The organism is Streptococcus sp. FSL E2-3488 (assembly GCF_038003585.1).
Lineage (GTDB): Bacteria > Bacillota > Bacilli > Lactobacillales > Streptococcaceae > Streptococcus > Streptococcus thermophilus.
This window is the reverse complement of sequence record NZ_JBBOPL010000001.1, coordinates 153,799-176,469: the sequence shown is the minus strand read 5'-3', so window position 1 is coordinate 176,469 and position 22,671 is coordinate 153,799. Positions and strand designations below refer to the sequence as shown.

The following is a 22,671-nucleotide window of genomic DNA, read 5'->3' as shown; positions in this document are numbered from 1 at the left end:
GTTAACTAATTCTTGTAACATCATCTACACTGAATTAAGAAGAATATTTTCTAAATCTATCCTATTATAATCTATTCGGAATAAGATGACAAAAGTAATAGTCTAATCGTATTCTCATCAAACGAAAATTGACTTTTATCTAGGAAAACGCTAACATGATACTAGATATAATACTTTTAAGGAGAATTGTCATGAAATTCATCGGACTTGTTGGTACGAATTCAAAACGTTCAACTAATAGACAATTATTGCAATATATTCAGAAGCATTTTGCAGATAAGGCAGAAATTGAACTTGTAGAAATCAAAGATCTTCCTGTCTTTAACAAACCTGCTAATAAGTGATTGCCAGAAAGTGCACTAGAAATCGCTAAAAAAATCGATGAAGCTGATGGTGTCATCATTGGAACACCTGAGTATGATCACTCAATTCCGGCTGTTCTCATGAATGCTTTAGCTTGGCTCTCATACGGAGTTTTCCCTCTATTGAATAAGCCTGTTATGATTACAGGGGCATCTTATGGAACTCTAGGAGCTTCTCGTGCACAGCTACAACTTTGTCAAATTTTGAATGCTCCAGAAATCAAAGCTAATGTGCTCCCAGACGAATTCTTGATCTCACATTCCCTTCAAGCTTTTGATAGCAACGGCGATTTAGTTGACCTTGATGTCATCAAAAAATTAGATGCTATTTTCGATGACTTCCGTCTCTACGTCAAAATTACTGGTAAACTCTCACATGCTACAGAGTTACTACATAAAGAAGCTGAAGACTTCGACTGGGAAAGCCTATAAGACAGGAGAATATAAACTATGAAATTTGTTGGAATCGTTGGAGCAAATTATGATCAATCATATAACCGTAAACTTCTCGAATTTATCAGAAGACATTTTAAAATTAAATTTGAACTTGAAGTTTTAGAAATTGATGAAGTCCCTATGTTTAATCAAGATGAAAAATGGGATGAAAGTTTCCAACTTCGCTTACTTAATAACAAAATTACACGCGCTGATGGTGTTATCATAGCTACACCTGAACACAACCACACTATCTCTGCAGCACTTAAGTCAGTATTAGAATGGCTCTCATTCGAAGTGCACCCATTTGAAAACAAACCAGTTATGATTGTTGGTGCTTCTTACTACGACCAAGGAACTTCACGTGCCTAAGTGCATTTGCGTAAAATCCTTGAAGCACCTGGCGTCAATGCTTATACTCTTCCGGGTAATTAATTCTTGCTTGGAAAAGCCAAAGAAGCCTTTGACCTTGAGGGTAACATTACCAATGAAGGTACTATTAACTTCCTTGAACAATGCTTAGATAATTTCATCCAATACGTAGGAGTGGTTTCTAAATTGAAAAGACCAAAACCAATTGAACCTGAAGACTTGGATTGTGACAAACCAATCGCTACAACTGTTACCGAGGTTGATCATGACGATCCAGAATGGGTCGAAAAAGTAGCTGAGATCACTGGTGCAGTATCTGGTGATACTTATGTTAAACTAGATCACGGTATTTTGACGGTTAACCAAATTGACATGTTCCTCAAGGCTATGCCGTTTGAATTAACCTATGCCGATGATAACAACCAGTTCCTCTACTACAATAATGCCCATCAAGATCCTGATACCATGTTAGCTAAACATGTACCGTCTCAATCAGGTAGCCGTATGTCAACAGTTCACGGTTCACTTCCACCAGCTCGTATGAAGAATGTGGAATGGGTTATCGGTACCCTTCGTAACGGCAACCAAGAATATGTGCGTACAATTGTACCTGGTTCGCCTGAAGGAGTTATCAATACGCATAACTATCAAGCTGTGTACTATGATGATGGTTCTTATGCAGGAATCAATGAAATCGTCTTTAACTTTAAACCATGGCTTGACTGGTATCTCGAAACAACTGGTCAACGGCCTTGTCGGAGGAAGCGATCCTTTTGCACCGGCTGCAACTAGCCATGGCGGTAGCGACGCAACATCTGGGGCATCAGACGCTAGTGGTCACGCTGGCGATGCATCGCCAGCCGCAGATGCCACATCTGGAGCGTCCTCATACTAAGACTTGGAAAAGTTGGGACAAAATATCCTAACTTTTTTCATGGTCATCTTAGATTAACATTCACCCGAGCATATGTATCTATTCATGCTCCATGTCACACTACTTATAGGTAAACTTATGTCTCAATTCCAAGAAAAAGTTTTTGCTGCTTGCGCTAAAAAGAAGCTCTCTTTAACGAAAGCCTTGGTCGCTATGCCTTACGTTCTATGCTTGCCGGCGTTTATCTTATCATATCAACTGCTGTAGGAATTATTGGCGCTGATATTATTGGTGCAGCTAGCCCAGCTCTTTCTCGCTTCGTCTTTGCCTTTATCTTTGCTATCCGGATTGGTCTTCGTTCTCATTTTCAACGGAGAGTTAGCCACTTCAAACATGATGTTCCTTACTAGTGGTGCCTATTATGGTAAAATCAAATGGAGTAAGGTTTTACCATCCTCCTCTACTGTACCTTCTTTAATTTTGTTGGTGTCCTTATCTTGGCCTGGTTCTTCAACCAATCCTTCTCTTTCAATCATCTGACAGATAAGAGTTTCTTGGTAACTGCTGTCTCAACTAAGCTTGGAAAAACAGATTGGATGAACTTTACAGAAGGTATTACTGCTAGTATGTTCGTCAACCTTGCTATCTTGGGCTATATGCTCCTCAAAGAAGAGTCTGCCAAGATTTTCATTGCCCTATCAGCTATCTTCATGTTTGTCTTTTTGGTGAATGAACACTTGATTGCAAACTTTGCATCTTTCATGTTACTCGGTTTCAACGGTATCCGTGATGCTGTGGACAATTTCACATTAGCAAATATTCTACATCAGTGGGTAATCGTTTTCTTCGGCAACTGGATTGGTGGCGGTATTTTCATTGGTTTGGCATACTCTTGGCTCAATAAAACCAAAACAACTCACATCGATTAGGAGGCTAGATGCGTCAAAAGATATTTATCAAACAAACTTGCCGAGCTCTTCTACTGTATTTTATATGCCTAACCATTGCAGTTGCGATTGATTTAATCTTTTTTAAAGTCAAAAACATGTACCACACACCTGCCTTGGTGGCTATCTTTTCGGGCTGGGTTTATTTAGGGCTAATCCAAAAGACCAAACAATTTGGAGCTGTTACCTGCCTTGGTCTCTTCATATCCATCTTCTTCTTTACCTCTGGTCACTTTGTCCTAACCTTCCTTCCAAGTTTGCTGGCTGGCCTTGGCGCTGACTTACTCGCCAAGAAGGGCAACTATGAGAACTATGAGAATGATAAAGTAAATCTACTTTCCTATATGGTCTTTTCTCTGGGAAACTTGGCACCTATAGTGACCATGTGGCTAGCTCCTAAAGCCTACAGTGCACAACTCTTAGCTAAAGGCAAAACACAAGATTAGGTAGACCAAGTTATGGTCCCATTCATAGCCAATCATGCTCTAATCCTGATTGGCGGGAACTCTTATGGCTGCTCTCATTGGAGGCCACATTGCTAAAAATTGGCTAAAAAATAAATAGCCAGCAATCTTCCTAACAGAGCGGACAAGACAAACTCGCTTCTCTTATGCTATAATGAGAAAGAATATAGTCTTTTTCTGCTTTGTTAGAAAGGACATAAAGGGAGACCGAATGATGAAAAAACAAAAAATCGCTGTCTTGGGCCCTGGTTCTTGGGGAACAGCTCTCGCTCAGGTACTCAACGATAACGGACACGAGGTCCGTATTTGGGGAAACATCCCTGAACAAATTGATGAAATCAACGAAAAACATACCAATACCCGCTATTTTAAAGATGTGATTTTGGATGAAAACATTAAAGCCTACAAAGAGCTATCTGAAGCCCTAGATAGTGTTAATGCTATTCTCTTTGTTGTTCCAACTAAGGTCACTCGCTTAGTTGCTAAGCAAGTTGCCGAACTTTTAGACCACAAAGTTGTTGTCATGCATGCTTCAAAAGGTTTGGAACCAGGAACACACGAACGCCTCTCTACAATCCTTGAAGAGGAGATTCCTTCGGAAATGCGAAGTGAGATTGTCGTTGTATCTGGCCCAAGTCATGCTGAAGAAACTATTGTTCGTGACATCACCCTGATTACAGCAGCATCTAAGGACCTTGAAACAGCAAGGTATGTCCAAGGTATTTTTAGTAATAGCTATTTCCGTCTCTACACTAACTCTGATGTGATTGGTGTTGAAACAGCCGGTGCCCTTAAAAACATTATCGCAGTCGGTGCTGGTGCTCTCCATGGTATGGGCTATGGAGACAACGCTAAGGCAGCCATAATTACTCGAGGACTGGCAGAAATCACTCGTCTTGGTGTAAAACTCGGAGCTGACCCTTTGACTTACAGCGGTCTATCTGGCGTTGGCGACCTCATCGTTACTGGAACTTCTATCCATTCACGTAACTGGCGTGCCGGATATGCGCTTGGTCGTGGCGAAAAACTAGAAGACATTGAACGTAACATGGGTATGGTTATCGAAGGAATTTCAACCACTAAGGTTGCCTACGAAATCGCTCAAGAACTTGGCGTCTACATGCCAATTACAACAGCAATCTACAAATCTATCTATGAGGGTGCTGATATCAAGGAATCTATTCTCGATATGATGTCCAATGATTTGCGCTCTGAAAATGAATGGGATAAAAAATAAAAAATCTAGGGAGTTCTCATGAAGAATCAAAAAGTTAGAAAAGCTATCATCCCCGCTGCAGGACTCGGAACACGTTTTTTACCAGCTACTAAAGCATTGGCCAAAGAAATGTTGCCAATCGTTGACAAACCAACCATCCAATTTGTCGTTGAAGAAGCTCTTAAGTCTGGTATTGAAGATATCTTGGTTGTTACCGGTAAATCAAAACGCTCTATCGAAGACCATTTTGACTCAAACTTCGAATTAGAATATAACTTGGAACAAAAAGGTAAGACTGACTTGTTGAATTTGGTTAATGACACCACTTCTATTAATCTCCACTTTATCCGTCAAAGTCACCCACGTGGTCTCGGAGATGCTGTTCTCCAAGCCAAAGCATTTGTCGGAAATGAACCTTTTGTTGTCATGCTTGGTGACGACCTCATGGATATTACTAACGACAAAGCGGTACCTTTGACTAAACAACTTATCAACGATTATGAGGAGACACATGCATCTACTATTGCGGTTATGTCTGTTCCTCATGAAGAAGTCTCTGCTTATGGTGTAATCGCTCCTCAGGGTAAAGGCGAAAATGGGCGTTACAGCGTTGAAACTTTCGTTGAAAAACCAAATCCAGAAGATGCACCAAGTGATCTTGCTATCATCGGACGTTACCTTTTAACACCTGAGATTTTCGGTATCTTAGAAAATCAAGAACCAGGTGCTGGGAATGAAGTCCAATTGACTGATGCTATCGATACTCTTAACAAAACACAATGCGTCTTTGCTCATGTATTTACAGGAGATCGTTATGATGTCGGTGACAAATTTGGCTTTATGAAGACGTCTATTGATTACGCACTTAAACACCCTCAAATTAAAGATGACCTTAAGCAATACCTTATTGAATTGGGCCACAAACTTGAAGGCAAACCCACTAAAAAAGACTAGTATAAAATCCATCGAATCTAATATTCGATGGATTTTTCATTTAATTTAAAGATAAGTAAAGCCTAGAACAATTAGCAAGAGTGTAACGTAAGTTAAAAGGGAAGTGAAGCGCCACCCCTTACTAAATAGGCGACTTTCAACCTTATTGGCCAAAAAGATAGCTGCCAGAGCACCTCCAACTAAACCACCGATATGACCTGTAATCCCAACACTAGGTGTAAATAGGTTGAAGATTAAGTTAATAACAATCAAAGCCAAATAATTACGGCCCAACTGATTGAGTAAGGGACTGTGACTGTAATAACCAAGAATCACAATAGCCGCAAATAGGCCAAACAAGGAGGTCGAAGCACCAGCTGCAATAACATTAGGTGTAAAAAACAAGGTAAAGGCGTTTCCCATAACACCAGCTAGTAAATAAAGCCCTAGAAAACGTAGAGTACCAAAAATCTGTTCAGCCATCCTCCCCATAAAATAAAGGGTAAGCATATTGAAAAGAAAATGCTCGACACCTATATGGACAAAAATAGGTGTTATAAGACGCCAAAGTTCTAAGGGATTGTATTGAACGAAGGTCCCAAACATAGCTCCCATCTTAAAGAGACTAAGAGGTGACGTCGCTTGAAAGCTATTTAAAAGATATTGACAGATAAAAGTCAGCGTCGTGAGCCCCAACAATAGATAGGTTGCAGGGTATTTCTTCCATTCATTTACTTGCATGTAATAACCTCCCTAACGGCGATGTCATGGCTATATGGAATAAAATCCATTTCCTGACAGGGATAAACCGTGCTAACTGTCTCCCCCTCAAAATCAGACAAATAGCGATCATAGTAACCTGCTCCGTAACCAATACGATAGCCTTCAGCATTGAAAACTACTCCCGGCACATGAATCAAATCAATCTCTGATTTTTCCACTGCCAAATCAGAGGCAGGTTCCATCAAGCCAAAAGAGGTTGCAACAAGATTATCTGGATCGTAATCCACAAAAATCATTTGACCTTGTTTATAGGTTTTGGGAATCAAAAGACGCTTACCATCCTTTAAGGCCTGCTTGATTAAGAGACTGGTATCATATTCATGCGGAAAAGCCAGATAGGTCGCAATCACCTGGGCATCTTTATAAGCAGGTAAGGCAATCAATTTCTCCAAAAGATTTTTATCTATCTCAGCCTTAGTCTCAGGTTCTTGTGAAGTCAACTGAGACAAGACCGTTTTTCTAAGTTTATTTTTCATAGGTTTATCATATCAAAAAAGCTACCAAAAATCAGATTTGGTAGTTTTTTTAGCTTTATCAACTATCATTAGTCCTCTGCCTTGTATTTAAGGAACTTACCAATTTCACTCACTGCAAAAGCCAGAGCTTCTTCGTTTGGACTCATCTTAGGATGGTGAAGTGCATATGGCGTATCAATCCCCAACCAGAACATGACACCAGGAACCTTACTAAGCAAATAACCAAAATCCTCGCCCGTCATAGCTGGCAAACAATCAATCAAGTTCACCATTGGACTAGCATCAAAGAAGGCCATCAACTCTTTAGCCAAGGCTGGATTATTTTCCACAGGGAGATAACCACCTTGTTTCAACATGATATCCACTTCCATACCGAAGCTAGCTGCTACGCCTTCTGCAATCTGGCGCACGCGCTTCTGGATGAGGAGACTCATTTCCTGAGTAAGAGTACGAATAGTACCATAGACCTCTGCTGTTTCAGCGATAACATTGTTGGTCGTTCCTGCATGGAAAGAACCAAAGGTAACTACGCCGCCTTGGATAGGATCAACATTACGACTAACAATAGTTTGTACCTGTGTAATAAAGTAAGAAGCTGCTACAAGAGCGTCATTGGCCTCGTGTGGAAAGGCGGCATGACCTCCCTTACCTTTGAAAGTAACGAGTACTTCACAAGTTCCTGCAAAAAGGGTATTCGTATTTGTAGCAATATCTCCTACCTTAAAATCTGGACGGACGTGGAGCCCATAGAACTCATCTGGCAACCAATCTCCAAAGGCACCATCCTCATACATAAGCATACCACCAGCTTCATTTTCTTCAGCTGGCTGGAAAAGGAAGAGCATGTTATTTTTAGGCTGTACTTGAAGCATCTGGTCCAAGAGACCAAGCGCTGTTGTCATATGAATATCGTGACCACAAGCATGCATACGACCTTCATGAATAGATTTAAAGTCAAGACCTGTTTCCTCTACAATTGGTAGACCATCAATATCTGTACGCCAACCAATAGTTTTCTCAGGCGCAGAACCATGAAGAAAAACAAGGATTCCTGTACGCCAAGTACGTTGCTCCACAAAGTCCTTACCTTCAGTCATTTCAGCAATACGCTCTAAGAGATAAGCTTGCGTTTTAAATTCTTCCAAACCAATTTCGGGAATTTGGTGAAGGTCTCGTCTGATTTTGATTAAATCAAGTGTCATGTTTTTGTCCTTTTTATTTATATTTATTTTATAGAGAATCTAGAAATAGAGGCCTTACGGGCCTCTACTATCAATATATTACAAGTTACGCAAAGCGTCTTCGAGTGCTGTTTTTTGTTGTGTTTTTTCATCGATTTCCTTGATGATGCGAGCTGGAACACCTGCTACAACCACATTTTCAGGGACATCTTGAGTAACGATAGCGCCAGCGGCAACGACTGAACCGTTACCTACTTGAACACCTTCAATCACAACAGCATTAGCACCAACAAGCACGTTATCACCGATACGTACTGGCTCTGCTGAAGCTGGTTCAATCACGCCAGCAAGGACTGCACCCGCACCAATGTGGCTGTTTTTACCAACAGTAGCACGACCACCAAGGATAGCACCCATATCAATCATAGTACCTGCACCGATTTCCGCTCCGATATTGATTACAGCCCCCATCATAACGACGGCATTGTCTTCAATCGTTACTTGGTCACGTATAATGGCACCTGGCTCGATACGGGCATTAAGGTGACGCTTATCAAGCAATGGAACAGCTGAGTTGCGGCCATCTTGTTCCACAACATAATCCTTATTTTCCGTCAAATTTGCAAGAAGTGGCTCGATATCTTTCCAGTCACCGAAAAGAACATTACCAAGCTTAGTGACAGAACTTGGAACAGCAGTTGCCAATTCCCCTTCAAAAGTTACTTTAACATTTGTTTTTTTTTCTGCATTACCGATAAAAGCAATAATTTCTTGTGCAGACATTTTTTGTGCAGTCATGAGATTCTCCATTCACATAAAGTTAGGAATTATTATACCAAAAATTCTGATAATTGTCTTTACTTTTGCCAAATCGAATGTATTTTTATGTAAAAACTGTCTTTAGATCCTCTATATCTGTAATCATTCGGTCTGGCTTGATTGGGGATGTCTCCAGCTCTTGACGAGAATAAGGGAAAGTATTCAATAAGATTCCATCAATTCCAACCGCTTTAGCTACAGCAATATCCGTCGTCAAGTCATTTCCCACCATGACAGTCTCAGATGGGTTCAACCCATAGTCATCTAGAACTTGCTTCAAAAATTCTGGTTGAGGCTTACAGATACCCGCATCAGAAGACAAATAAATGGTATCAAAACAAGATCTTAACTCCATTAGGGTCAATCTCGGCGTTCGTAAAGGCTGCTTGAGCATTAGATAAGAGATAAAGATGGCATCCCTGATCTTTTAGAAAGGTCAAAACCTCCTTGGTATGCGGATAAACTAACAAGCGCTTACACGAGATAAGACGCGAAAGACTATAGCTATCAATTGGCCCCAATCCTCTAGCTGATGAAGGCAACTAGACTGAGGTCGACCATCTACATAAAGCTGGTTGAAAATGTGAGCTAAGTCAACTTCTGGATACGCAACTCCTTTAAGCTCTATTAACTCCTCACGAGCCAGTGCCACACGCTTAGCATAAGATTTTCTAAGACCTTCACCCTTATAATTCGCCCCATAAGCTTGGTAAAGTTGGGCTAATTTATCCCATAACGCAGGATCTTTCTCATCGGTTAGGATATCAACCAAGGTTCCATAAAAATCAAAAATGTAATTCTTATAAACGTTATTCATCAAAGCCTTTTTACTCATTACTCAAGATTTCTTATTCTTTATCATATATCTTTTAAGAAAATCAAACAAACTAACCAAGAAATTTTCCCATCAAAAAAATCCCAACAACCGTTAGGATTACTTATCATTTTTAATACGACCAATCAGTAACTCTCCTGCAACTGTCAATTGCGTCACCGAGGACAAATTTAAACCGTTCTTATCAACATGGAAGAAAAGAGGTGTCATCTCTGCAAATGTTTGAACATGTTCTGGTGGCATAGACCAAGTCCTGACAATAGTCACACGCTCCAAAAGTTCACAGGATTCCTGGAAATGTTCCACAACATCCTGATTAGAGTAAGCATGCACCTCCGGTAATAGTTGGCGAAACTCTTTAAGATGATCTTCATGAGGAATAACCTTGAAAATCAACCCCTGATCAGTCAAAAGTCGTCCAAATTCTTGATAATTAGCTGGTGAAAAGATATCTAAAATCAGGTCTATACTGTGCTCACGCAAGGGCAGTTTAGCCAAATCACCAACGAACCATGCCACATTTTTCTGAGGATTTTGACGAGCCGCAAGAAGGATGGAGTCCTTAGACAAATCAAAGGCCATGAAATCTTTGTCAAATGCTAAAGCCAACTGACGGCTGTAATAGCCCTCACCACAGGCAACATCTAGAACATGCGAATGTCTAGGAAGGTCACGCAAACGCTCGGAAATCACCTCCAGGATGGAATCATAGTAGCCTGCCGCAAGAATCTGACTCCTATTTTCAAAAGAAGCCATATCATAGTGTTTATCTCCCTTGTTCTGTCTCAAAAAATTGACAAAGCCCTGCTTGGCGATATTAAAGGTATGCCTATTCTGACAAACCAAGCTAGACTGGTCCAAATGCATTGAAGCCTGACAAATAGGACAAGCAAAAAGGCTTTCTTGATTTTTAAAAACACTAAAATTGGCCATAAATCCTCCTCGACACAAAAAAAGAGCACACACCTGAAATCGCTTAGGGCTGCTGAATTCCTCCCCTGACCCGCTTCACGCACAGATGTTGCTCCGAGAAATATTATACCATAAATCGAAGTGATTGCAAGTAGGAAACTTAAGACAAGACTAGATAGGATTATCCCTCATCGAAGCTCATTATTTTTTTTCATCAGTATAAACTTTGATAAACCCTAGCAATGCCATAGTAACAGAAATGTCACTACTTTTTTATTTCTCTTCACCTTATAATAAATCCGCAGCTTGAGGAAAGCACCAAAAGCTAGTGACATAACTGACTTTATTGAATGGATACTGCTCGATAAGAAGAAAGGACAATAAGAACAATGACTGAAACAATCAACAACCGTAAGAAAATGACTACTCAAGAACTCGAAATCGTATCAGGTGGTACAGTTCCTTGGGCTGCTATTTCAGTAGGAATTGCTGGCGCAAAACTGACTTATGATCTAAGCTATGCTGCGGGTAAATCTTTCTGCAATCTCAAACACTAATAAAAGAACTTAACTTCAACTGACATCTCCAAGATTTTGAGAATGATAACTTATGAAGCTTACAAGAAATCAAACAAATGGTACTACTGCTAATCAATTCCCTAAAATGAACAACTATTTACTCGTAAAAATCGCTTTAGCTGGAATTATCAGTAGCCTATTTCTCATACTCCTAATCAACCTAATCTTTCATGAACGATTAGGAACACCAATTATTGACACTAATTTGAAGTCAGCTTTTTGGACACTTATACTCTTCATGCCTATTTTTCTTTTGACAAGAGAACAAGAAAAACATAAGACTAAGGAAGAGTGACTTAAAGATCCTTCAAAAAAACAAGACTCCCTCTAATCTCCTATTGAAAAATGCAAGCTCTTTTGGCTTGCATTTTGTCTTTACATATCTTGCACGACTTCTAATTTAGCCAATCGTTTGGCTTCTTTTTTGCGTTCGCGGCTCTGGCGGAAAAAGTCTTGCATAATCTTAGCACAGTCCGCCTCCATGACACCAGTCTCAACTTCTACGCGATGATTGAGACGCTCATCTCTTAAGATATCATAAAGGCTACCTGCACCACCAAATTTTTGATTACATGCTCCATAGATAACTTTGGGAATACGCGCCAGACCAATGGCTCCACTACACATGACACAGGGTTCAATAGTCACAAAAAGGGTGCAGTCTAACAAACGCCAGTTGCCCACTGTCCTATTGGCCTCTTGAATGGCCATGACCTCCGCATGCATAATAGCTTGGTTGAGCTCCTCACGCGCATTATGCCCACGACCAACGATTTCTCTATCCTTAACAATAACACAACCAATTGGAATTTCTGCTTTATCTAGAGATTTTTGAGCCTCCTTAAGAGCCTCAGACATAAAAATCTCTTTCTCTTCTTGGCTATAGTCAAGCATTAGTCTTACTCCTGTTCCAAGATTTACGAGATGGCGTCTCGCTTAGTCCTTCTATTATAGCATAAGAAAAACATTCCCTTTCTAAAGGGTACAAAAAAAAGCTAAGACGAATCATCCTAGCTTCAAACACAATAGTTTGGTGAGTCTTAGAAATCACACCAATGTGTTCTCCCAAGGCTAGACGAAAAGTCAACGACCACTTAACATCCTAATTTATATGTCAGTCGGAGTGTCACAGTCAATTGTCTGTGAAATCATTGAATCGACCTATAAGCCTCACAACAATAAACTAAAATGTAACTGTCTCAAACAATTGCAAGCATAGTATTATAGTTGTGATATTTCATACTTTCCTTCCAAACAAATAATGCCTACTATAAAAGTAACTTTTATAGCTTTTCCTTACCCACCTATAGTTTATCACGAAACCTCTATCATTTAATTTAAAAATTGGTAATAAAACAATGACATAAATGAGAAAGAACTGTTAATTGTGTACACTATTTTGGCTAATTAACCAAATAGCAAAAAACCATGTTATATCTGCATTTTAAGGTTTTTCGAATAACTTTCTCTACTCTATCTATACTTTTAAACTCCTATCATCCTAAGTCTTATCTAATTTTACTTTTTATTAGTCTAACAGGTGTTTAATGTTTTATCTCCAACAATTCTTCAAAACAAGGTATGGAATAAGATAATGATTTTTTTTGGAGAGGTGACTTCAAAGATAGGAGACCTAGATAGCTAGACAAAGGATAAACTAAAAGGGAAGCTCTTCTTCTAAAATCAGGTCAGCCAAGTCATTATCAGGATTATTTTCCCTAACAGCACGCTGAGCACGACTCTCCAGAAGTTGGAAAGAGGAACAAAGCACCTCAGTAACGTAATGGGTTTGGCCATCCTTATCGTACTTACGGGTACGAAGCTCACCATCAAGAGAAATTAAACTCCCCTTGCTAGCATAAGAGGCTAAGGTCTCAGCCAAACGCCCCCAGACAACCACTGTAATAAAGTCAGCCTCACGCTCACCATTTTGCGTCTTATAGCGACGATTAACCGCAACTGTGACACGTGTAAAAGACCTATCGCTAGCAGTCTTAACCATTTCAGGAGTAGCTGTTAAACGTCCAATTAAAATTACTTTGTTATACATTTTTTACCTCCACCTATCTATTCGTAAGAGGAAGTAAAAAATAGATTATTTTTAAATAGTTTTACAGATTCTCTCGAGAGGATCCCTTCTAATATTCGAATCTCTCTACTACTCGAAGGTTATTATTTTTCTAGAAATAGTACTCCATAGGATATTTTCATTGCAACAATTGATCTTTAAATTTTCTCTACTCGTTTAGCTAGCTCAACGTTTTTGAACTACAATTTCCCATGAAGCAGGGCCGACTTGTTCAAAGCGCGTCACAGGATAATCATTATCTGCAGCCCAGTTTGGTATACTTTCCGTTGCTTGCGTACAATCGAAAGCTATCAACAACTCATCACCTGTAGCTAATTCAGCCATTTTTTTCTTCGCATCAATCAACGGAAATGGGCATACCAGTCCACCAGTTTCAAGTTTTACCAAAGTCATATCATATTCTCCTCTTAATTTTTGTTTGGTTTTACAAAGATAATATAGGAAGCCGTCCAAACACCTAAAATAGTCACTGGCAAAGCAATCCATCCCTTACTAGAAAAAATTGCTGTAGCTGTTAAACCATTACCAATTGTACAGCCACCAGCCCAAGAAGCACCGATTCCCATAAAAATACCTCCTAGTGTGCTTTTAGCGATGGTTGGCAAGTCTGGCAAACGCCAGCGAAACTCTTGAGATCCCTTTGCAGCAAGAAAGGAACCGATAAAAATACCTAATACAAGAAAAACACCCCAACCAAGTTGCTTACTATCGCCTGTAATAATATAACTAATTAGATGTGCCGATGGTGTTGTAATCCCTAACCCTCCAACACGACCAGTCAGCTGACTAGCTGGCCAAGCAATTAAAGCAACAAGACCAATTAGAAGTCCTGCAAAATATTTATGGTAAGTTTTCTCAAATAGGTAGTGTCTCACTCCCTTATATTTTGATGGAAGCGAAGCAATCTGACGTCTGGGCTTACGTAACTCTCGAATGACAACAAAACTTGTTATAGCTACTAAGAAAACAAGAAAATACCAAACCGGAATTCCTAATTGACTCGCTAAATCATCGTTAATCACCCATCGCTTAGCTATTGATTGATTCAAAGGTACAAGGAATCCTGATTTCATAGCTGCTGCACTTGTCATATAAAAAAATAGTGCAACCCAGCTACCTAAGAGTCCTTCACCTGCACGATACCACGTTCCTGTGGCGCATCCCCCCGCAAGAATAATTCCAATTCCAAATAGATAGGAACCCACAATAGCTCCTAACACGGAAAATTCTTCATAGGGATTTCCAACAATACCTAATTTAATCAGGAAAAGCACTCCTATACTTTCTACTGTGATTGCAATAAGGAAAGCGTAAAATAAGGTATTATTACGTGCAATATACATGTCTCGAAAACCACCCGTCATACAAAAACGAGTTCGTTGCAAAACGAATCCAAATATCAGACCAATGATCCCACCAGAAAGAGCAGTCGTAAGCATAAGTACCTCCTAAAGTAAATATTGAATACATTATAAAAAAAATATTATAACTTGTATAATCTTTCTTTTTTATGGTTAGCCATAAACTTTCTTTATGGCAAACAAAAAAAGCGGATTATTACCGCTTCTTCTCTTACTTACCTTTTCCAGTGTTTAGCTGGATCAAAAGCCTCGCCGACTACTGCTGAATCATCAAGTTCAATAATCCCACGTTTTTGCGGGGCATTCGGAAGGGCCAACTCACGTGGGGAACACATCATTCCATAGCTATCTTCACCACGAAGTTTTCCTGGGAAGATAAGAGCCCCGCTAGGCATCATAGCACCAGGGAGAGCTACGATAGTTTTAAGACCAGGGGATGCGTTTGGTGCTCCTGCAACGATTTGGACCTTCTTATCACCGATGTTCACTTGACAGATGTTAAGGTGGTCACTGTCTGGATGTGGAACCATTTCATCAATTTGTCCAACCACAAAGACTGGACCTTGCGTATTTTCCAAACGCTCTTCAAAGCCCTCTTTAGCCAATTCCTCATTTAAGGTAGCTACATCTTGGTCAGACAAGAAAACTTGACCATTTCCTTCGATATCAATGAGGCTTGATGCTTCAAAAATGTTCCAAGCAAGAGTCTTACCTGTTTCATCAGCTGTGACACGAGCCACCTTACCTTTACGTTCTACGCTACGTTTAATGTCCTTAGTATCCTCCAAGATAACTAACAAAACGTCGCCAACTTGTTCTTTATTGTATGCAAAAATCATGGATTCTCCTTATAGTGTTTCCAAAAAGGCAGTGATTTCTTCTTTGGTTTTACGAGCTTTATTGACCAAACGACCCAATTCCTGACCATTCTGAGTCACGACAAAACTTGGGATACCAAAAATATTCCACGTTTGTGCTAAAGCCATATAATCATCACGGTTAACACGCACAAAGGTCATATCTGGATGGCTGGCTTCAATTTCAGGCATAACGGGGTAGATGAACTGGCAGTCCGGACACCAATCGGCAGTAAAAAAGAAGACCACTTTTTGATCACTATCAACATAGCTCGCCAGTTCTTCAAGATTCTTAGGAATAATCATGCTTGTTCCTCCTCATAGGTCAGCTTGTCCTCTGCATAAACAAAGCTATAGACACGTCCATCCTCTAAGACGATACCTCCTGTGAGCCCAGGATTTTCTTTATCCGTAGGATTCGTATAAAGAACTGCGATGGGGCCAAGATGTGATAATTCTTGTCTAATATCTTGGATTAATGCAGCTTTCTTCATTTCTACGCGTGACTGTCTATACTTCTCTGTCATTGCCAAGAGACCTAAAGCTCCTACGCCTCCAGCAAACAAGGCCAATGTTCTACGTTTCATAAGAAACATTTTACCATAATTTTAGAGGAATGGGGAGAGGCTACCTATCTCTTGAGAATCGTGCTAAAATAGTAGCAAGTACTACTCAAGGAGGATTTTATGACTACCCTATTTAACAAAATTAAAGAAGTAACCGAACTCAAGGCAGCTGCGGGCTTTGAGACACCTGTACGTGACTACCTTCGTAAAACTATCACACCGCTCGTAGACGAGGTGCAAACAGATGGTCTTGGTGGTATTTTCGGTATCAAGCATAGTCAAACGGAAAATGCCCCTAAGGTGCTCGTGGCTGCCCACATGGATGAAGTTGGGTTTATGATTAAAGAAATCAAGGCAGACGGGACTTTCCGTGTAGTAGAGCTTGGGGGTTGGAACCCACTGGTTGTCAGTTCTCAACGCTTTACCCTACACACTCGTGACGGCCGTATCTATCCTGTCATCTCAGGTTCAGTCCCACCTCATTTCTTGCGTGGCAGCAGTGGGACTTCAAGTCTTCCTGGTGTCTCTGATATTGTCTTTGATGCTGGTTTTGCCAACCAAGAAGAAGCTAATACCTACGGTGTTTTCCCGGGTGACGTCATTATTCCTGAATCAGAAACGATTCTAACAGCTAATCAAAAAAATGTGATCTCTAAAGCTTGGGACAACCGTTATGGTGTTCTCATGATTCGTGAACTCTTGGAAAATGTTAAAGATCAAGAACTCAATAATACTCTAATTGCTGGTGCCAACGTTCAAGAAGAAGTTGGTTTACGTGGTGCCCATGTTTCTACCACTAAATTTGATCCTGAAGTTTTCTTTGCAGTGGACTGCTCCCCTGCAGGTGACATCTATGGTAATCAAGGTAAGGTAGGTGATGGTACCCTTATTCGTTTCTTCGATCCAGGTCACATCATGTTGCCAAATATGAAGGATTTCCTTTTAACTACTGCTGAAGAAGCTGGTATCAAATACCAATACTACTGCGCTGCAGGGGGGACAGATGCTGGTGCCGCTCACTTGCAAAATTCTGGAGTACCATCAACAACTATTGGTGTTTGTGCCCGTTACATTCACTCGCACCAAACCCTATATGCTATGGATGACTTCCTAGAAGCACAAGCCTTTTTACAAGCTATTGTTAAGAAGTTGGATCGCTCAACAGTAGATTTGATTAAGAACTACTAAGATAAGGAGTAACCCATGATTATCGGTTTTATCGGTGTCGGAAAAATGGCAACAGCTATTATCAACGGCCTAAATAAAAGCTCACATCGTATCATTATTTCAGGGTCTTCTTTGGCTCGTTCGCGCCAAATTGCAGAGGAACTAGAGGTTGAAGCTGCTGCTTCCCATCAAGAATTAGTAGAAAATGCTGATCTGATCATCCTTGGTATTAAACCTCAAATGTTTGATAAGGTGCTAACTGACCTCAACTTCCATCAACCTATCATGAGTATGGCTGCTGGAGTGACCTTGGAACGCCTAGCTTCACTCACAAGTGCAGACCTACCTCTTATTCGTATCATGCCTAACCTTAATGCTCAAATTCTTAAGAGCACTACTGGCCTTTGTACCAATGATAAGGTGTCTGAGGACCTTTTGGTAATTGCCAAGGAAATCACAGATAGTTTTGGAACTACTGTTGAATTGGCTGAGAAGGACTTCGATACCTTTACTGCTCTAGCTGGCTCTAGTCCGGCCTATATCGCCCTCTTTATCGAGGCTCTGGCTAAGGCTGGCGTCAAAAATGGCCTAAGTAAGCAAGTTGCTCTGACCATTGCCACACAGACAGTTCTAGCTACTGCTGAAAATCTCAGTCTAGGTAGCGATAGTCCACATGATCTTATTGACAAGGTATGTAGCCCTGGTGGGACCACTATCGCCGGTCTCATGGACCTTGAGCGTACAGGTCTCACCCATAGTGTGGCTTCAAGTATTGATACAACCATTGCCAAAGCCAAAAAACTATAGTAAAAATAAAGCTCGGAAAATTCCGAGCTTTATTTGATATAGGGCGCTAACAATTGCAAAAGTAACATCATTGAAACCGCAATACTATTGTTAATCATATGGGCCATGATACAGTACTCTAACTTTTGAAACTTACGATATACTGTCCCAAGGGTAAACCCCATACCTGCATATATAATCCAGACACCTATACTATTAGGCATATGAACAAGGCCAAAGAGTAAGCTACTCAAAATCAAGCCAACAATAGAATCTGGATTAAAGACTCGTCCTATGAGGAGCCCTCTAAAAATCAACTCTTCCACAATCGGTGCCATAATCACTGTAACTGTTATGAGAACAAAGGGATTCATATGGGCATTTTCTATGATTTCCTGATTGGTGCTATTACTAACACCTTCCCACATCATGACCATTGCACCAATCCTAGTAACAATGTAAATACCTAGGTAGGTCAAGCCAATCATCCCCCATGCTTTTAAGGAAGACAGTGTCTTGAACCCCTCAAGAAGACCCATGCGTTTTCCTAAGAAAAGAGCTCCTGCACTAATGAGTAGCATAACCAAAATTAGGAGACTCACTGCCCTCACGTCTTTAACACGAACAAATATGGTTGGAGCTTGTTCAATACACAAAATTAGGAAAGCCAGTAAAAAATAAAGAAAACGTTTTAAAATGGACTCTTTGTTCATAGTAAGCTACCTCTTTTTATATTTTGTACTTTTATTATAATACAAATCTACTATTTTGACAAGACACCATGAAAATAGAGGTATAATTCAGGAATCTTATCTTATTTTAGATAGAATCAGACGAATAAGAGCAAATCCCAGAACCAAGCCATAGAGCAAGATAGATAGGACTGTAACATAGGGCAACTGAATATTAGCAAAGGCATATAGGGCAATCAAAGCAAAGATAAGCAAAAACTCCAGAACCAGTGTTGCAACTGCTGTCACCTGCAAAATCTGTTTATTTCGCTCATCGTAGGCAGCAATGTACATCTGATGAAGACGTTTCGAATGCCTAAGCGCTGCAAAATAATAAATCGACAGGGCATAACTCCCAATGGTAACTCCCATTACTAATCCTAACGCATAATCACTAAGACTGTTAGAGCGAACAATAAATAATCCCAAAATACCCAAAGAAAAGAAAGAACATGCTACTCGAGCTATGTATTTTTTATACTCTGATTCTGTTTTTTTCTTTCCTAACGTTTTTAATAACATATCTAGATACTCCCTTCATTATCCTTTAAAAGAGCAATATAAAATTTTTCAATGATAACTTTAAACATTCACCTTAAACAAAAAGGCTAAGTAGGACACTTATACTGTTGTTTAAGATATGGACACCCATACTGTACTCGATACGCTCAGTCTTATAATATGTTATGGCAAGACCAGCTGACATAATACCATAGATGACAATTGTCTGAGGCGTAGATGCTGAATGCCCAGCCATAAAGAGAAGACTGGAAATACCAAGACCCATCTTAAAGTATTTTCCAAAAAGCACCTTGGCTAAGAGTCCCCTAAAAATGATTTCTTCCATAATAGGAATGATAAAACCTACTACTGCAAACTGAAGATAGGTTGGTACGTGAATAAACATCTTATTTAAAGCATCTTGATTTTCCATAGCTGCATTATGTGTTAACTGACCAACAAAATACCCTAGAAGATCACCTAGGAAAAAGATGACGAGGATTAAGAGAAGCAATCGCAACGAGACGTCTCCAATTAATCTCTTTAAGCAATAAGAGTTTAAATCCATAAGCAATCACGATAAAAATAGCCAAACTCCCTAATGCCCAAACACCGTAACCTATTTGCTCCACAAGTGAAAACTTACCATCCTGAGTAAGTAGCGGGAAAGCATCTAATAGTGTTAAATCTAAGATTAGTAGAGTGAGCGCTAAAAAAATAACGCCAATTTTCTTCATTACTTGTTTAAACATATCTTTACTCCTTAATCTTCTTCAAAAATAAAGACTTCTTCAATAGTCTTTCCAAAATACCTAGCAATTTTAAAAGCTAGTTCCAACGACGCATTATAGCGCCCTTTTTCGAGTGAAATGATGGTCTGCCTCGTGACTCCCATCTCATCTGCTAATTCTGCCTGACTAATCTTATTAGCCTTGCGAAGTTCCTGAATCTTTGTTTCCATATGATACCTCAACTCTATCGTTTCTTCTCAAATATTTCGGCTCTTTTCCTTTTTTGTCAAATTTGCTTTACATTTATGGTATAGTTTACTTTACATATTTTGTAAACTCTTTTTTACATTTTTTGCGAAATTTTCTTTAGCTTTTCAATGACCACACACAGAAATAGTTGAATGATTCTTTCAAAGCATTCAAAAAAGCTGGCCAATTGCTCAGCCAACTTTTCTGGTCTTATCAAATTTTTGATAACTTATTTAGTTTTAAGGCGCTCAACATCACGCGCAATCACCAATTCTTCATCCGTTGGAATAACAAACACTTTAACAGCTGAATCTGCTGTTGTAATATCGCCAACACGTCCGAAAACATTCTTTTCAGGATCCACTTCAATACCAAACCAAGTGAGACCATCCAAAACTGAAGCGCGAACATCCGCAGAATTTTCACCGATACCCGCTGTAAAGACGATAGCATCCGCTCCATTCATGACACCAAAGTATTGAGCGATGTATTTACGCAAACGATCCACATAAAGATCATAGGCCAACGTACATTTTTCATCACCAGCCTCTTTACCAGCAATGATATCACGCATATCGCTTGATTTTTCAGAAATACCAAGAAGACCTGATTCCTTGTTAAAGACATGACGTATACGTTCAGCATCGGCCATGTCAGGCTCACGGTCAATAATGAATGGAATAATCGCAGGGTCGAGATCCCCAGTACGTGTTCCCATCATAACTCCGCCAAGTGGTGTCAACCCCATTGAAGTATCCACGGATTTACCACCATCAACGGCAGTAATTGAAACACCATTTCCCACATGGGCTGTGATAATCTTCGTTTCTTCAATAGGTTTTCCTAGTAGCTTAGCTGCTTCTTGAGAAACATATTGGTGGCTAGTTCCGTGTGCTCCGTATTTACGAACTTGATAGTCTGTATAATAACGGTTAGGAACTGGGTAACGGTAAGCCACTTCTGGCATAGATGTATGAAAAGCTGTATCAAAAACAGCAACGCTTGTAATATCTGGTAGAAGCTCCTTGAAGGCACGAATCCCTGAGGCTGCACCTGGATTGTGTAACGGTGCCAAGGCTGACAATTCTTCAATCTTAGCCAAGGCATATTCGTCCACCAAGCTTGATTCTTTGAAATATTCTCCACCAGCAACCACACGGTGACCAACACCTGTAATTTCATCATAGCTCTTGATAATATCGAAACGAATCAAGTCATCAAGCAAAATTTTTACCGCTTGAACATGGTCAGCAATATCTAAGGTTTGCGATTCAGAACGGTCAGCAAATTTTACTGTTGAAACAGAATCTCTCAATCCAATACGTTCAATCAAACCCTTAGCAAGAACAACTTCTTCTGGCATTTCATATAATTGCCATTTCAAGCTTGAACTTCCTGCATTGATTGCTATTGTTTTTGTCATAAGCACCTCTTTATAAAACGCTTTCAATAATATATACCTATTCTATCATGTTTTACTAGAAAATGGAATTATCTGATTTCCATTTTTGGAAATTCTCTGTAAAATCCTTGAGGACCCTTGGATTTTTCAAATCGCTAAGTGGGTAAACGAAGGTCTCAGGAGCATTTTTAGTTTGTTTTTTTAGCACAAAGATAGACTTCATGTTATGTTTATTGCCAAAAGCTGCTTCTGGAAGAGTAATAACAGCAATAATATCAGCATATCCTGATAACCACTTCTTAAGCAGATCACTTTGAGGGCTTGTCAAAAGATTGGTTGGTGCCAAAAAAATAGCAATACCATCTTTCTTCAAATACTTAAGCGATTGCTCCATAAGAAGATGATGGGCATAAGTGTGTTCGCCAGTTGCTGCCACCTTGAAACGACTCGCAATCTCATCATTAGGGTAGTAACCTATAGGTAAATCGCTGATAATAACGTTGCTCTCTTTGAGAATATGTGGTCGAACAGCATCCCCTTGGATATAAACCGCTACTGAATTCACCACCTCAGCAATACTAGCTGACAAATCGATAAGAAGATCATCAACTTCCATCCCCATATAATTAAGGGTTTTCTGACTATTATTTAGAAGAGTTTCAGCCAAGTTTTCTGTTCCCGAACCAATCTCCAAGATATCTAATTGTTTTTCCTGGGTCAAACCTTCGAGCAAGTACAGAATGATAAATCCGATAGCATCTGGTGTAAATTGGTGATTGGCTTGTAAAGCTTCCAATTGCCCTAGTTTGATAAACAAAAACTGAAAAGCACGACGCCACTCCTCTTTACTTAGATTAAGCGCCCGTAATTTCTCATTGTTTTTGATGATGAGCTCATTAGCAACCTCAGCCCCCAAATAATAGGAATTTTGCTCAATAAGTGCATCGTAAGCATGGGTTCCAAGATCATTTTCAATAGTTTGGACATTTTCTAACAACAGCTCAAAAGCTGTCTCAATTGCTTCAAAATTCATGATTTCCTCCG

General features: G+C 39.8%; 25 protein-coding genes, 1 other RNA gene and 5 pseudogenes. 10 read left to right on the top strand and 21 right to left on the bottom strand.

All coding sequences use genetic code 11. The features are described from left to right. Positions 1–191 precede the first annotated feature (191 nt). From MHH90_RS01085 to galU, 6 genes and pseudogenes are all read left to right on the top strand, one after another. Positions 192–794: pseudogene (locus MHH90_RS01085) on the top strand (NADPH-dependent FMN reductase). An 18-nt stretch (positions 795–812) separates the two neighbouring features. Further along, positions 813–2,064: pseudogene (locus MHH90_RS01080) on the top strand (NAD(P)H-dependent oxidoreductase). Positions 2,065–2,181: 117 nt separating this feature from the next. Continuing rightward, positions 2,182–2,972: pseudogene (locus MHH90_RS01075) on the top strand (formate/nitrite transporter family protein). 8 nt (positions 2,973–2,980) lie between these two features. Further along, positions 2,981–3,554 (top strand): annotated as a pseudogene (locus MHH90_RS01070) (MptD family putative ECF transporter S component). A gap of 114 nt (positions 3,555–3,668) precedes the next feature. Then, a complete protein-coding gene (locus MHH90_RS01065; protein WP_340725915.1) occupies positions 3,669–4,691 on the top strand; it encodes an NAD(P)H-dependent glycerol-3-phosphate dehydrogenase in 1,023 nt (340 codons plus the stop codon). A gap of 18 nt (positions 4,692–4,709) precedes the next feature. Then, positions 4,710–5,624 carry a UTP--glucose-1-phosphate uridylyltransferase GalU gene (gene galU, locus MHH90_RS01060; RefSeq protein WP_179972326.1) on the top strand — a complete coding sequence of 305 codons (915 nt, stop codon included), beginning with the start codon at positions 4,710–4,712 and terminating at the stop codon, positions 5,622–5,624. A gap of 45 nt (positions 5,625–5,669) precedes the next feature. On the opposite strand, the gene MHH90_RS01055 is transcribed toward galU, so the two are convergent. The 7 genes and pseudogenes from MHH90_RS01055 to ffs form a co-directional block, all read right to left on the bottom strand. Then, complete coding sequence (locus tag MHH90_RS01055; protein ID WP_084829128.1) at positions 5,670–6,344, bottom strand: rhomboid family intramembrane serine protease; 675 nt, start codon at positions 6,342–6,344, stop codon at positions 5,670–5,672. Further along, positions 6,335–6,862 carry a 5-formyltetrahydrofolate cyclo-ligase gene (locus tag MHH90_RS01050; RefSeq protein ID WP_011226605.1) on the bottom strand — a complete coding sequence of 176 codons (528 nt, stop codon included), beginning with the start codon at positions 6,860–6,862 and terminating at the stop codon, positions 6,335–6,337. Before MHH90_RS01050 ends, MHH90_RS01055 begins: the two co-directional genes overlap by 10 nt. A gap of 68 nt (positions 6,863–6,930) precedes the next feature. Next, positions 6,931–8,064, bottom strand: a complete 1,134-nt coding sequence (locus MHH90_RS01045) for an N-acetyldiaminopimelate deacetylase (RefSeq protein ID WP_011681671.1) — start codon at positions 8,062–8,064, stop codon at positions 6,931–6,933. A 78-nt stretch (positions 8,065–8,142) separates the two neighbouring features. Continuing rightward, a complete protein-coding gene (gene dapD, locus MHH90_RS01040; RefSeq protein ID WP_002951996.1) occupies positions 8,143–8,841 on the bottom strand; it encodes a 2,3,4,5-tetrahydropyridine-2,6-dicarboxylate N-acetyltransferase in 699 nt (232 codons plus the stop codon). Between the two features lie 85 nt (positions 8,842–8,926). Continuing rightward, positions 8,927–9,682, bottom strand: a pseudogene (locus MHH90_RS01035) (HAD family hydrolase). A gap of 114 nt (positions 9,683–9,796) precedes the next feature. Continuing rightward, positions 9,797–10,630 carry a putative RNA methyltransferase gene (locus tag MHH90_RS01030; RefSeq protein ID WP_011681672.1) on the bottom strand — a complete coding sequence of 278 codons (834 nt, stop codon included), beginning with the start codon at positions 10,628–10,630 and terminating at the stop codon, positions 9,797–9,799. Between the two features lie 14 nt (positions 10,631–10,644). After that, positions 10,645–10,730: signal recognition particle sRNA small type (gene ffs, locus MHH90_RS01025), an RNA gene on the bottom strand. A 268-nt stretch (positions 10,731–10,998) separates the two neighbouring features. Here ffs and MHH90_RS01020 point away from each other — a divergent pair. Then, positions 10,999–11,166 carry a class IIb bacteriocin, lactobin A/cerein 7B family gene (locus MHH90_RS01020; RefSeq protein WP_014621998.1) on the top strand — a complete coding sequence of 56 codons (168 nt, stop codon included), beginning with the start codon at positions 10,999–11,001 and terminating at the stop codon, positions 11,164–11,166. A 52-nt stretch (positions 11,167–11,218) separates the two neighbouring features. Beyond that, positions 11,219–11,482, top strand: coding sequence for a hypothetical protein (locus MHH90_RS01015; RefSeq protein WP_011681674.1), 264 nt, complete (start codon positions 11,219–11,221; stop codon positions 11,480–11,482). Between the two features lie 80 nt (positions 11,483–11,562). On the opposite strand, the gene tadA is transcribed toward MHH90_RS01015, so the two are convergent. From tadA to MHH90_RS00980, 7 genes are all read right to left on the bottom strand, one after another. After that, on the bottom strand, positions 11,563–12,081 hold the full coding sequence (gene tadA / locus MHH90_RS01010; protein ID WP_011681675.1) for a tRNA adenosine(34) deaminase TadA: 519 nt from the start codon (positions 12,079–12,081) through the stop codon (positions 11,563–11,565). A 763-nt stretch (positions 12,082–12,844) separates the two neighbouring features. Beyond that, positions 12,845–13,237: a single-stranded DNA-binding protein gene (locus MHH90_RS01005; protein ID WP_011227579.1), complete on the bottom strand. Its 393-nt coding sequence runs from the start codon at positions 13,235–13,237 to the stop codon at positions 12,845–12,847. 204 nt (positions 13,238–13,441) lie between these two features. Continuing rightward, positions 13,442–13,669: a sulfurtransferase TusA family protein gene (locus MHH90_RS01000; RefSeq protein ID WP_064355726.1), complete on the bottom strand. Its 228-nt coding sequence runs from the start codon at positions 13,667–13,669 to the stop codon at positions 13,442–13,444. 14 nt (positions 13,670–13,683) lie between these two features. Next, positions 13,684–14,715: a YeeE/YedE family protein gene (locus MHH90_RS00995; protein ID WP_340725741.1), complete on the bottom strand. Its 1,032-nt coding sequence runs from the start codon at positions 14,713–14,715 to the stop codon at positions 13,684–13,686. 137 nt (positions 14,716–14,852) lie between these two features. Further along, positions 14,853–15,476: a YtpR family tRNA-binding protein gene (gene ytpR, locus MHH90_RS00990; protein ID WP_082309147.1), complete on the bottom strand. Its 624-nt coding sequence runs from the start codon at positions 15,474–15,476 to the stop codon at positions 14,853–14,855. Positions 15,477–15,485: 9 nt separating this feature from the next. After that, positions 15,486–15,800 carry a thioredoxin family protein gene (locus MHH90_RS00985; protein WP_011226613.1) on the bottom strand — a complete coding sequence of 105 codons (315 nt, stop codon included), beginning with the start codon at positions 15,798–15,800 and terminating at the stop codon, positions 15,486–15,488. Beyond that, on the bottom strand, positions 15,797–16,081 hold the full coding sequence (locus MHH90_RS00980; protein ID WP_011681678.1) for a DUF4651 domain-containing protein: 285 nt from the start codon (positions 16,079–16,081) through the stop codon (positions 15,797–15,799). The genes MHH90_RS00985 and MHH90_RS00980 overlap by 4 nt, the downstream gene beginning before the upstream one ends. Before the next feature lie 99 nt (positions 16,082–16,180). On the opposite strand from MHH90_RS00980, the gene pepA reads away from it, so the two are divergent. Beyond that, positions 16,181–17,248: a glutamyl aminopeptidase gene (gene pepA / locus MHH90_RS00975; protein ID WP_002952022.1), complete on the top strand. Its 1,068-nt coding sequence runs from the start codon at positions 16,181–16,183 to the stop codon at positions 17,246–17,248. A 15-nt stretch (positions 17,249–17,263) separates the two neighbouring features. Continuing rightward, a complete protein-coding gene (gene proC / locus MHH90_RS00970; protein ID WP_011226616.1) occupies positions 17,264–18,034 on the top strand; it encodes a pyrroline-5-carboxylate reductase in 771 nt (256 codons plus the stop codon). A 29-nt stretch (positions 18,035–18,063) separates the two neighbouring features. Here the strand turns inward: proC and MHH90_RS00965 are convergent, their stop codons facing one another. The 7 genes from MHH90_RS00965 to MHH90_RS00935 all read right to left on the bottom strand — a co-directional run bounded on the left by MHH90_RS00965 (position 18,064) and on the right by MHH90_RS00935 (position 22,660). After that, the gene (locus MHH90_RS00965) at positions 18,064–18,726 is read right to left on the bottom strand and encodes a type II CAAX endopeptidase family protein (RefSeq protein ID WP_084826165.1); all 663 of its coding nucleotides are present in this window, start codon (positions 18,724–18,726) and stop codon (positions 18,064–18,066) included. Positions 18,727–18,822: 96 nt separating this feature from the next. After that, positions 18,823–19,266, bottom strand: coding sequence for a hypothetical protein (locus MHH90_RS00960; protein ID WP_041829335.1), 444 nt, complete (start codon positions 19,264–19,266; stop codon positions 18,823–18,825). Between the two features lie 73 nt (positions 19,267–19,339). Further along, entirely contained in the window at positions 19,340–19,678 is a 339-nt protein-coding gene (locus MHH90_RS00955; protein ID WP_228024408.1) for a CPBP family intramembrane glutamic endopeptidase, read from the bottom strand. A 43-nt stretch (positions 19,679–19,721) separates the two neighbouring features. Further along, positions 19,722–19,997 carry a CAAX protease gene (locus MHH90_RS00950; protein ID WP_084826166.1) on the bottom strand — a complete coding sequence of 92 codons (276 nt, stop codon included), beginning with the start codon at positions 19,995–19,997 and terminating at the stop codon, positions 19,722–19,724. 11 nt (positions 19,998–20,008) lie between these two features. After that, entirely contained in the window at positions 20,009–20,206 is a 198-nt protein-coding gene (locus MHH90_RS00945) for a helix-turn-helix transcriptional regulator (RefSeq protein WP_002885716.1), read from the bottom strand. Positions 20,207–20,454: 248 nt separating this feature from the next. Next, positions 20,455–21,648: an acetate kinase gene (locus tag MHH90_RS00940; RefSeq protein ID WP_014608740.1), complete on the bottom strand. Its 1,194-nt coding sequence runs from the start codon at positions 21,646–21,648 to the stop codon at positions 20,455–20,457. 55 nt (positions 21,649–21,703) lie between these two features. After that, a complete protein-coding gene (locus MHH90_RS00935) occupies positions 21,704–22,660 on the bottom strand; it encodes a class I SAM-dependent methyltransferase (protein WP_340725740.1) in 957 nt (318 codons plus the stop codon). Between the last annotated feature and the right edge of the window lie 11 nt (positions 22,661–22,671).

Bases quoted from the DNA above. Each gene is read 5' to 3' on its own strand.
- pepA (WP_002952022.1), top strand. From the start codon at position 16,181: ATGACTACCCTATTTAACAAAATTAAAGAAGTAACCGAACTCAAGGCA.
- MHH90_RS01045 (WP_011681671.1), bottom strand. From the start codon at position 8,064: ATGACACTTGATTTAATCAAAATCAGACGAGACCTTCACCAAATTCCC.
- MHH90_RS01030 (WP_011681672.1), bottom strand. From the start codon at position 10,630: ATGGCCAATTTTAGTGTTTTTAAAAATCAAGAAAGCCTTTTTGCTTGT.
- ytpR (WP_082309147.1), bottom strand. From the start codon at position 15,476: ATGATTTTTGCATACAATAAAGAACAAGTTGGCGACGTTTTGTTAGTT.
- MHH90_RS01055 (WP_084829128.1), bottom strand. From the start codon at position 6,344: ATGCAAGTAAATGAATGGAAGAAATACCCTGCAACCTATCTATTGTTG.
- MHH90_RS01000 (WP_064355726.1), bottom strand. From the start codon at position 13,669: ATGACTTTGGTAAAACTTGAAACTGGTGGACTGGTATGCCCATTTCCG.
- galU (WP_179972326.1), top strand. From the start codon at position 4,710: ATGAAGAATCAAAAAGTTAGAAAAGCTATCATCCCCGCTGCAGGACTC.
- MHH90_RS00935 (WP_340725740.1), bottom strand. From the start codon at position 22,660: ATGAATTTTGAAGCAATTGAGACAGCTTTTGAGCTGTTGTTAGAAAAT.
- MHH90_RS00960 (WP_041829335.1), bottom strand. From the start codon at position 19,266: ATGTTATTAAAAACGTTAGGAAAGAAAAAAACAGAATCAGAGTATAAA.
- tadA (WP_011681675.1), bottom strand. From the start codon at position 12,081: ATGCTTGACTATAGCCAAGAAGAGAAAGAGATTTTTATGTCTGAGGCT.
- MHH90_RS01020 (WP_014621998.1), top strand. From the start codon at position 10,999: ATGACTGAAACAATCAACAACCGTAAGAAAATGACTACTCAAGAACTC.
- MHH90_RS00985 (WP_011226613.1), bottom strand. From the start codon at position 15,800: ATGATTATTCCTAAGAATCTTGAAGAACTGGCGAGCTATGTTGATAGT.
- MHH90_RS01065 (WP_340725915.1), top strand. From the start codon at position 3,669: ATGAAAAAACAAAAAATCGCTGTCTTGGGCCCTGGTTCTTGGGGAACA.
- MHH90_RS00945 (WP_002885716.1), bottom strand. From the start codon at position 20,206: ATGGAAACAAAGATTCAGGAACTTCGCAAGGCTAATAAGATTAGTCAG.
- proC (WP_011226616.1), top strand. From the start codon at position 17,264: ATGATTATCGGTTTTATCGGTGTCGGAAAAATGGCAACAGCTATTATC.
- MHH90_RS00955 (WP_228024408.1), bottom strand. From the start codon at position 19,678: ATGGAAAATCAAGATGCTTTAAATAAGATGTTTATTCACGTACCAACC.
- dapD (WP_002951996.1), bottom strand. From the start codon at position 8,841: ATGACTGCACAAAAAATGTCTGCACAAGAAATTATTGCTTTTATCGGT.
- MHH90_RS01005 (WP_011227579.1), bottom strand. From the start codon at position 13,237: ATGTATAACAAAGTAATTTTAATTGGACGTTTAACAGCTACTCCTGAA.
- MHH90_RS00940 (WP_014608740.1), bottom strand. From the start codon at position 21,648: ATGACAAAAACAATAGCAATCAATGCAGGAAGTTCAAGCTTGAAATGG.
- MHH90_RS01050 (WP_011226605.1), bottom strand. From the start codon at position 6,862: ATGAAAAATAAACTTAGAAAAACGGTCTTGTCTCAGTTGACTTCACAA.
- MHH90_RS01015 (WP_011681674.1), top strand. From the start codon at position 11,219: ATGAAGCTTACAAGAAATCAAACAAATGGTACTACTGCTAATCAATTC.
- MHH90_RS00965 (WP_084826165.1), bottom strand. From the start codon at position 18,726: ATGAACAAAGAGTCCATTTTAAAACGTTTTCTTTATTTTTTACTGGCT.
- MHH90_RS00995 (WP_340725741.1), bottom strand. From the start codon at position 14,715: ATGCTTACGACTGCTCTTTCTGGTGGGATCATTGGTCTGATATTTGGA.
- MHH90_RS00980 (WP_011681678.1), bottom strand. From the start codon at position 16,081: ATGAAACGTAGAACATTGGCCTTGTTTGCTGGAGGCGTAGGAGCTTTA.
- MHH90_RS00950 (WP_084826166.1), bottom strand. From the start codon at position 19,997: ATGTTTAAACAAGTAATGAAGAAAATTGGCGTTATTTTTTTAGCGCTC.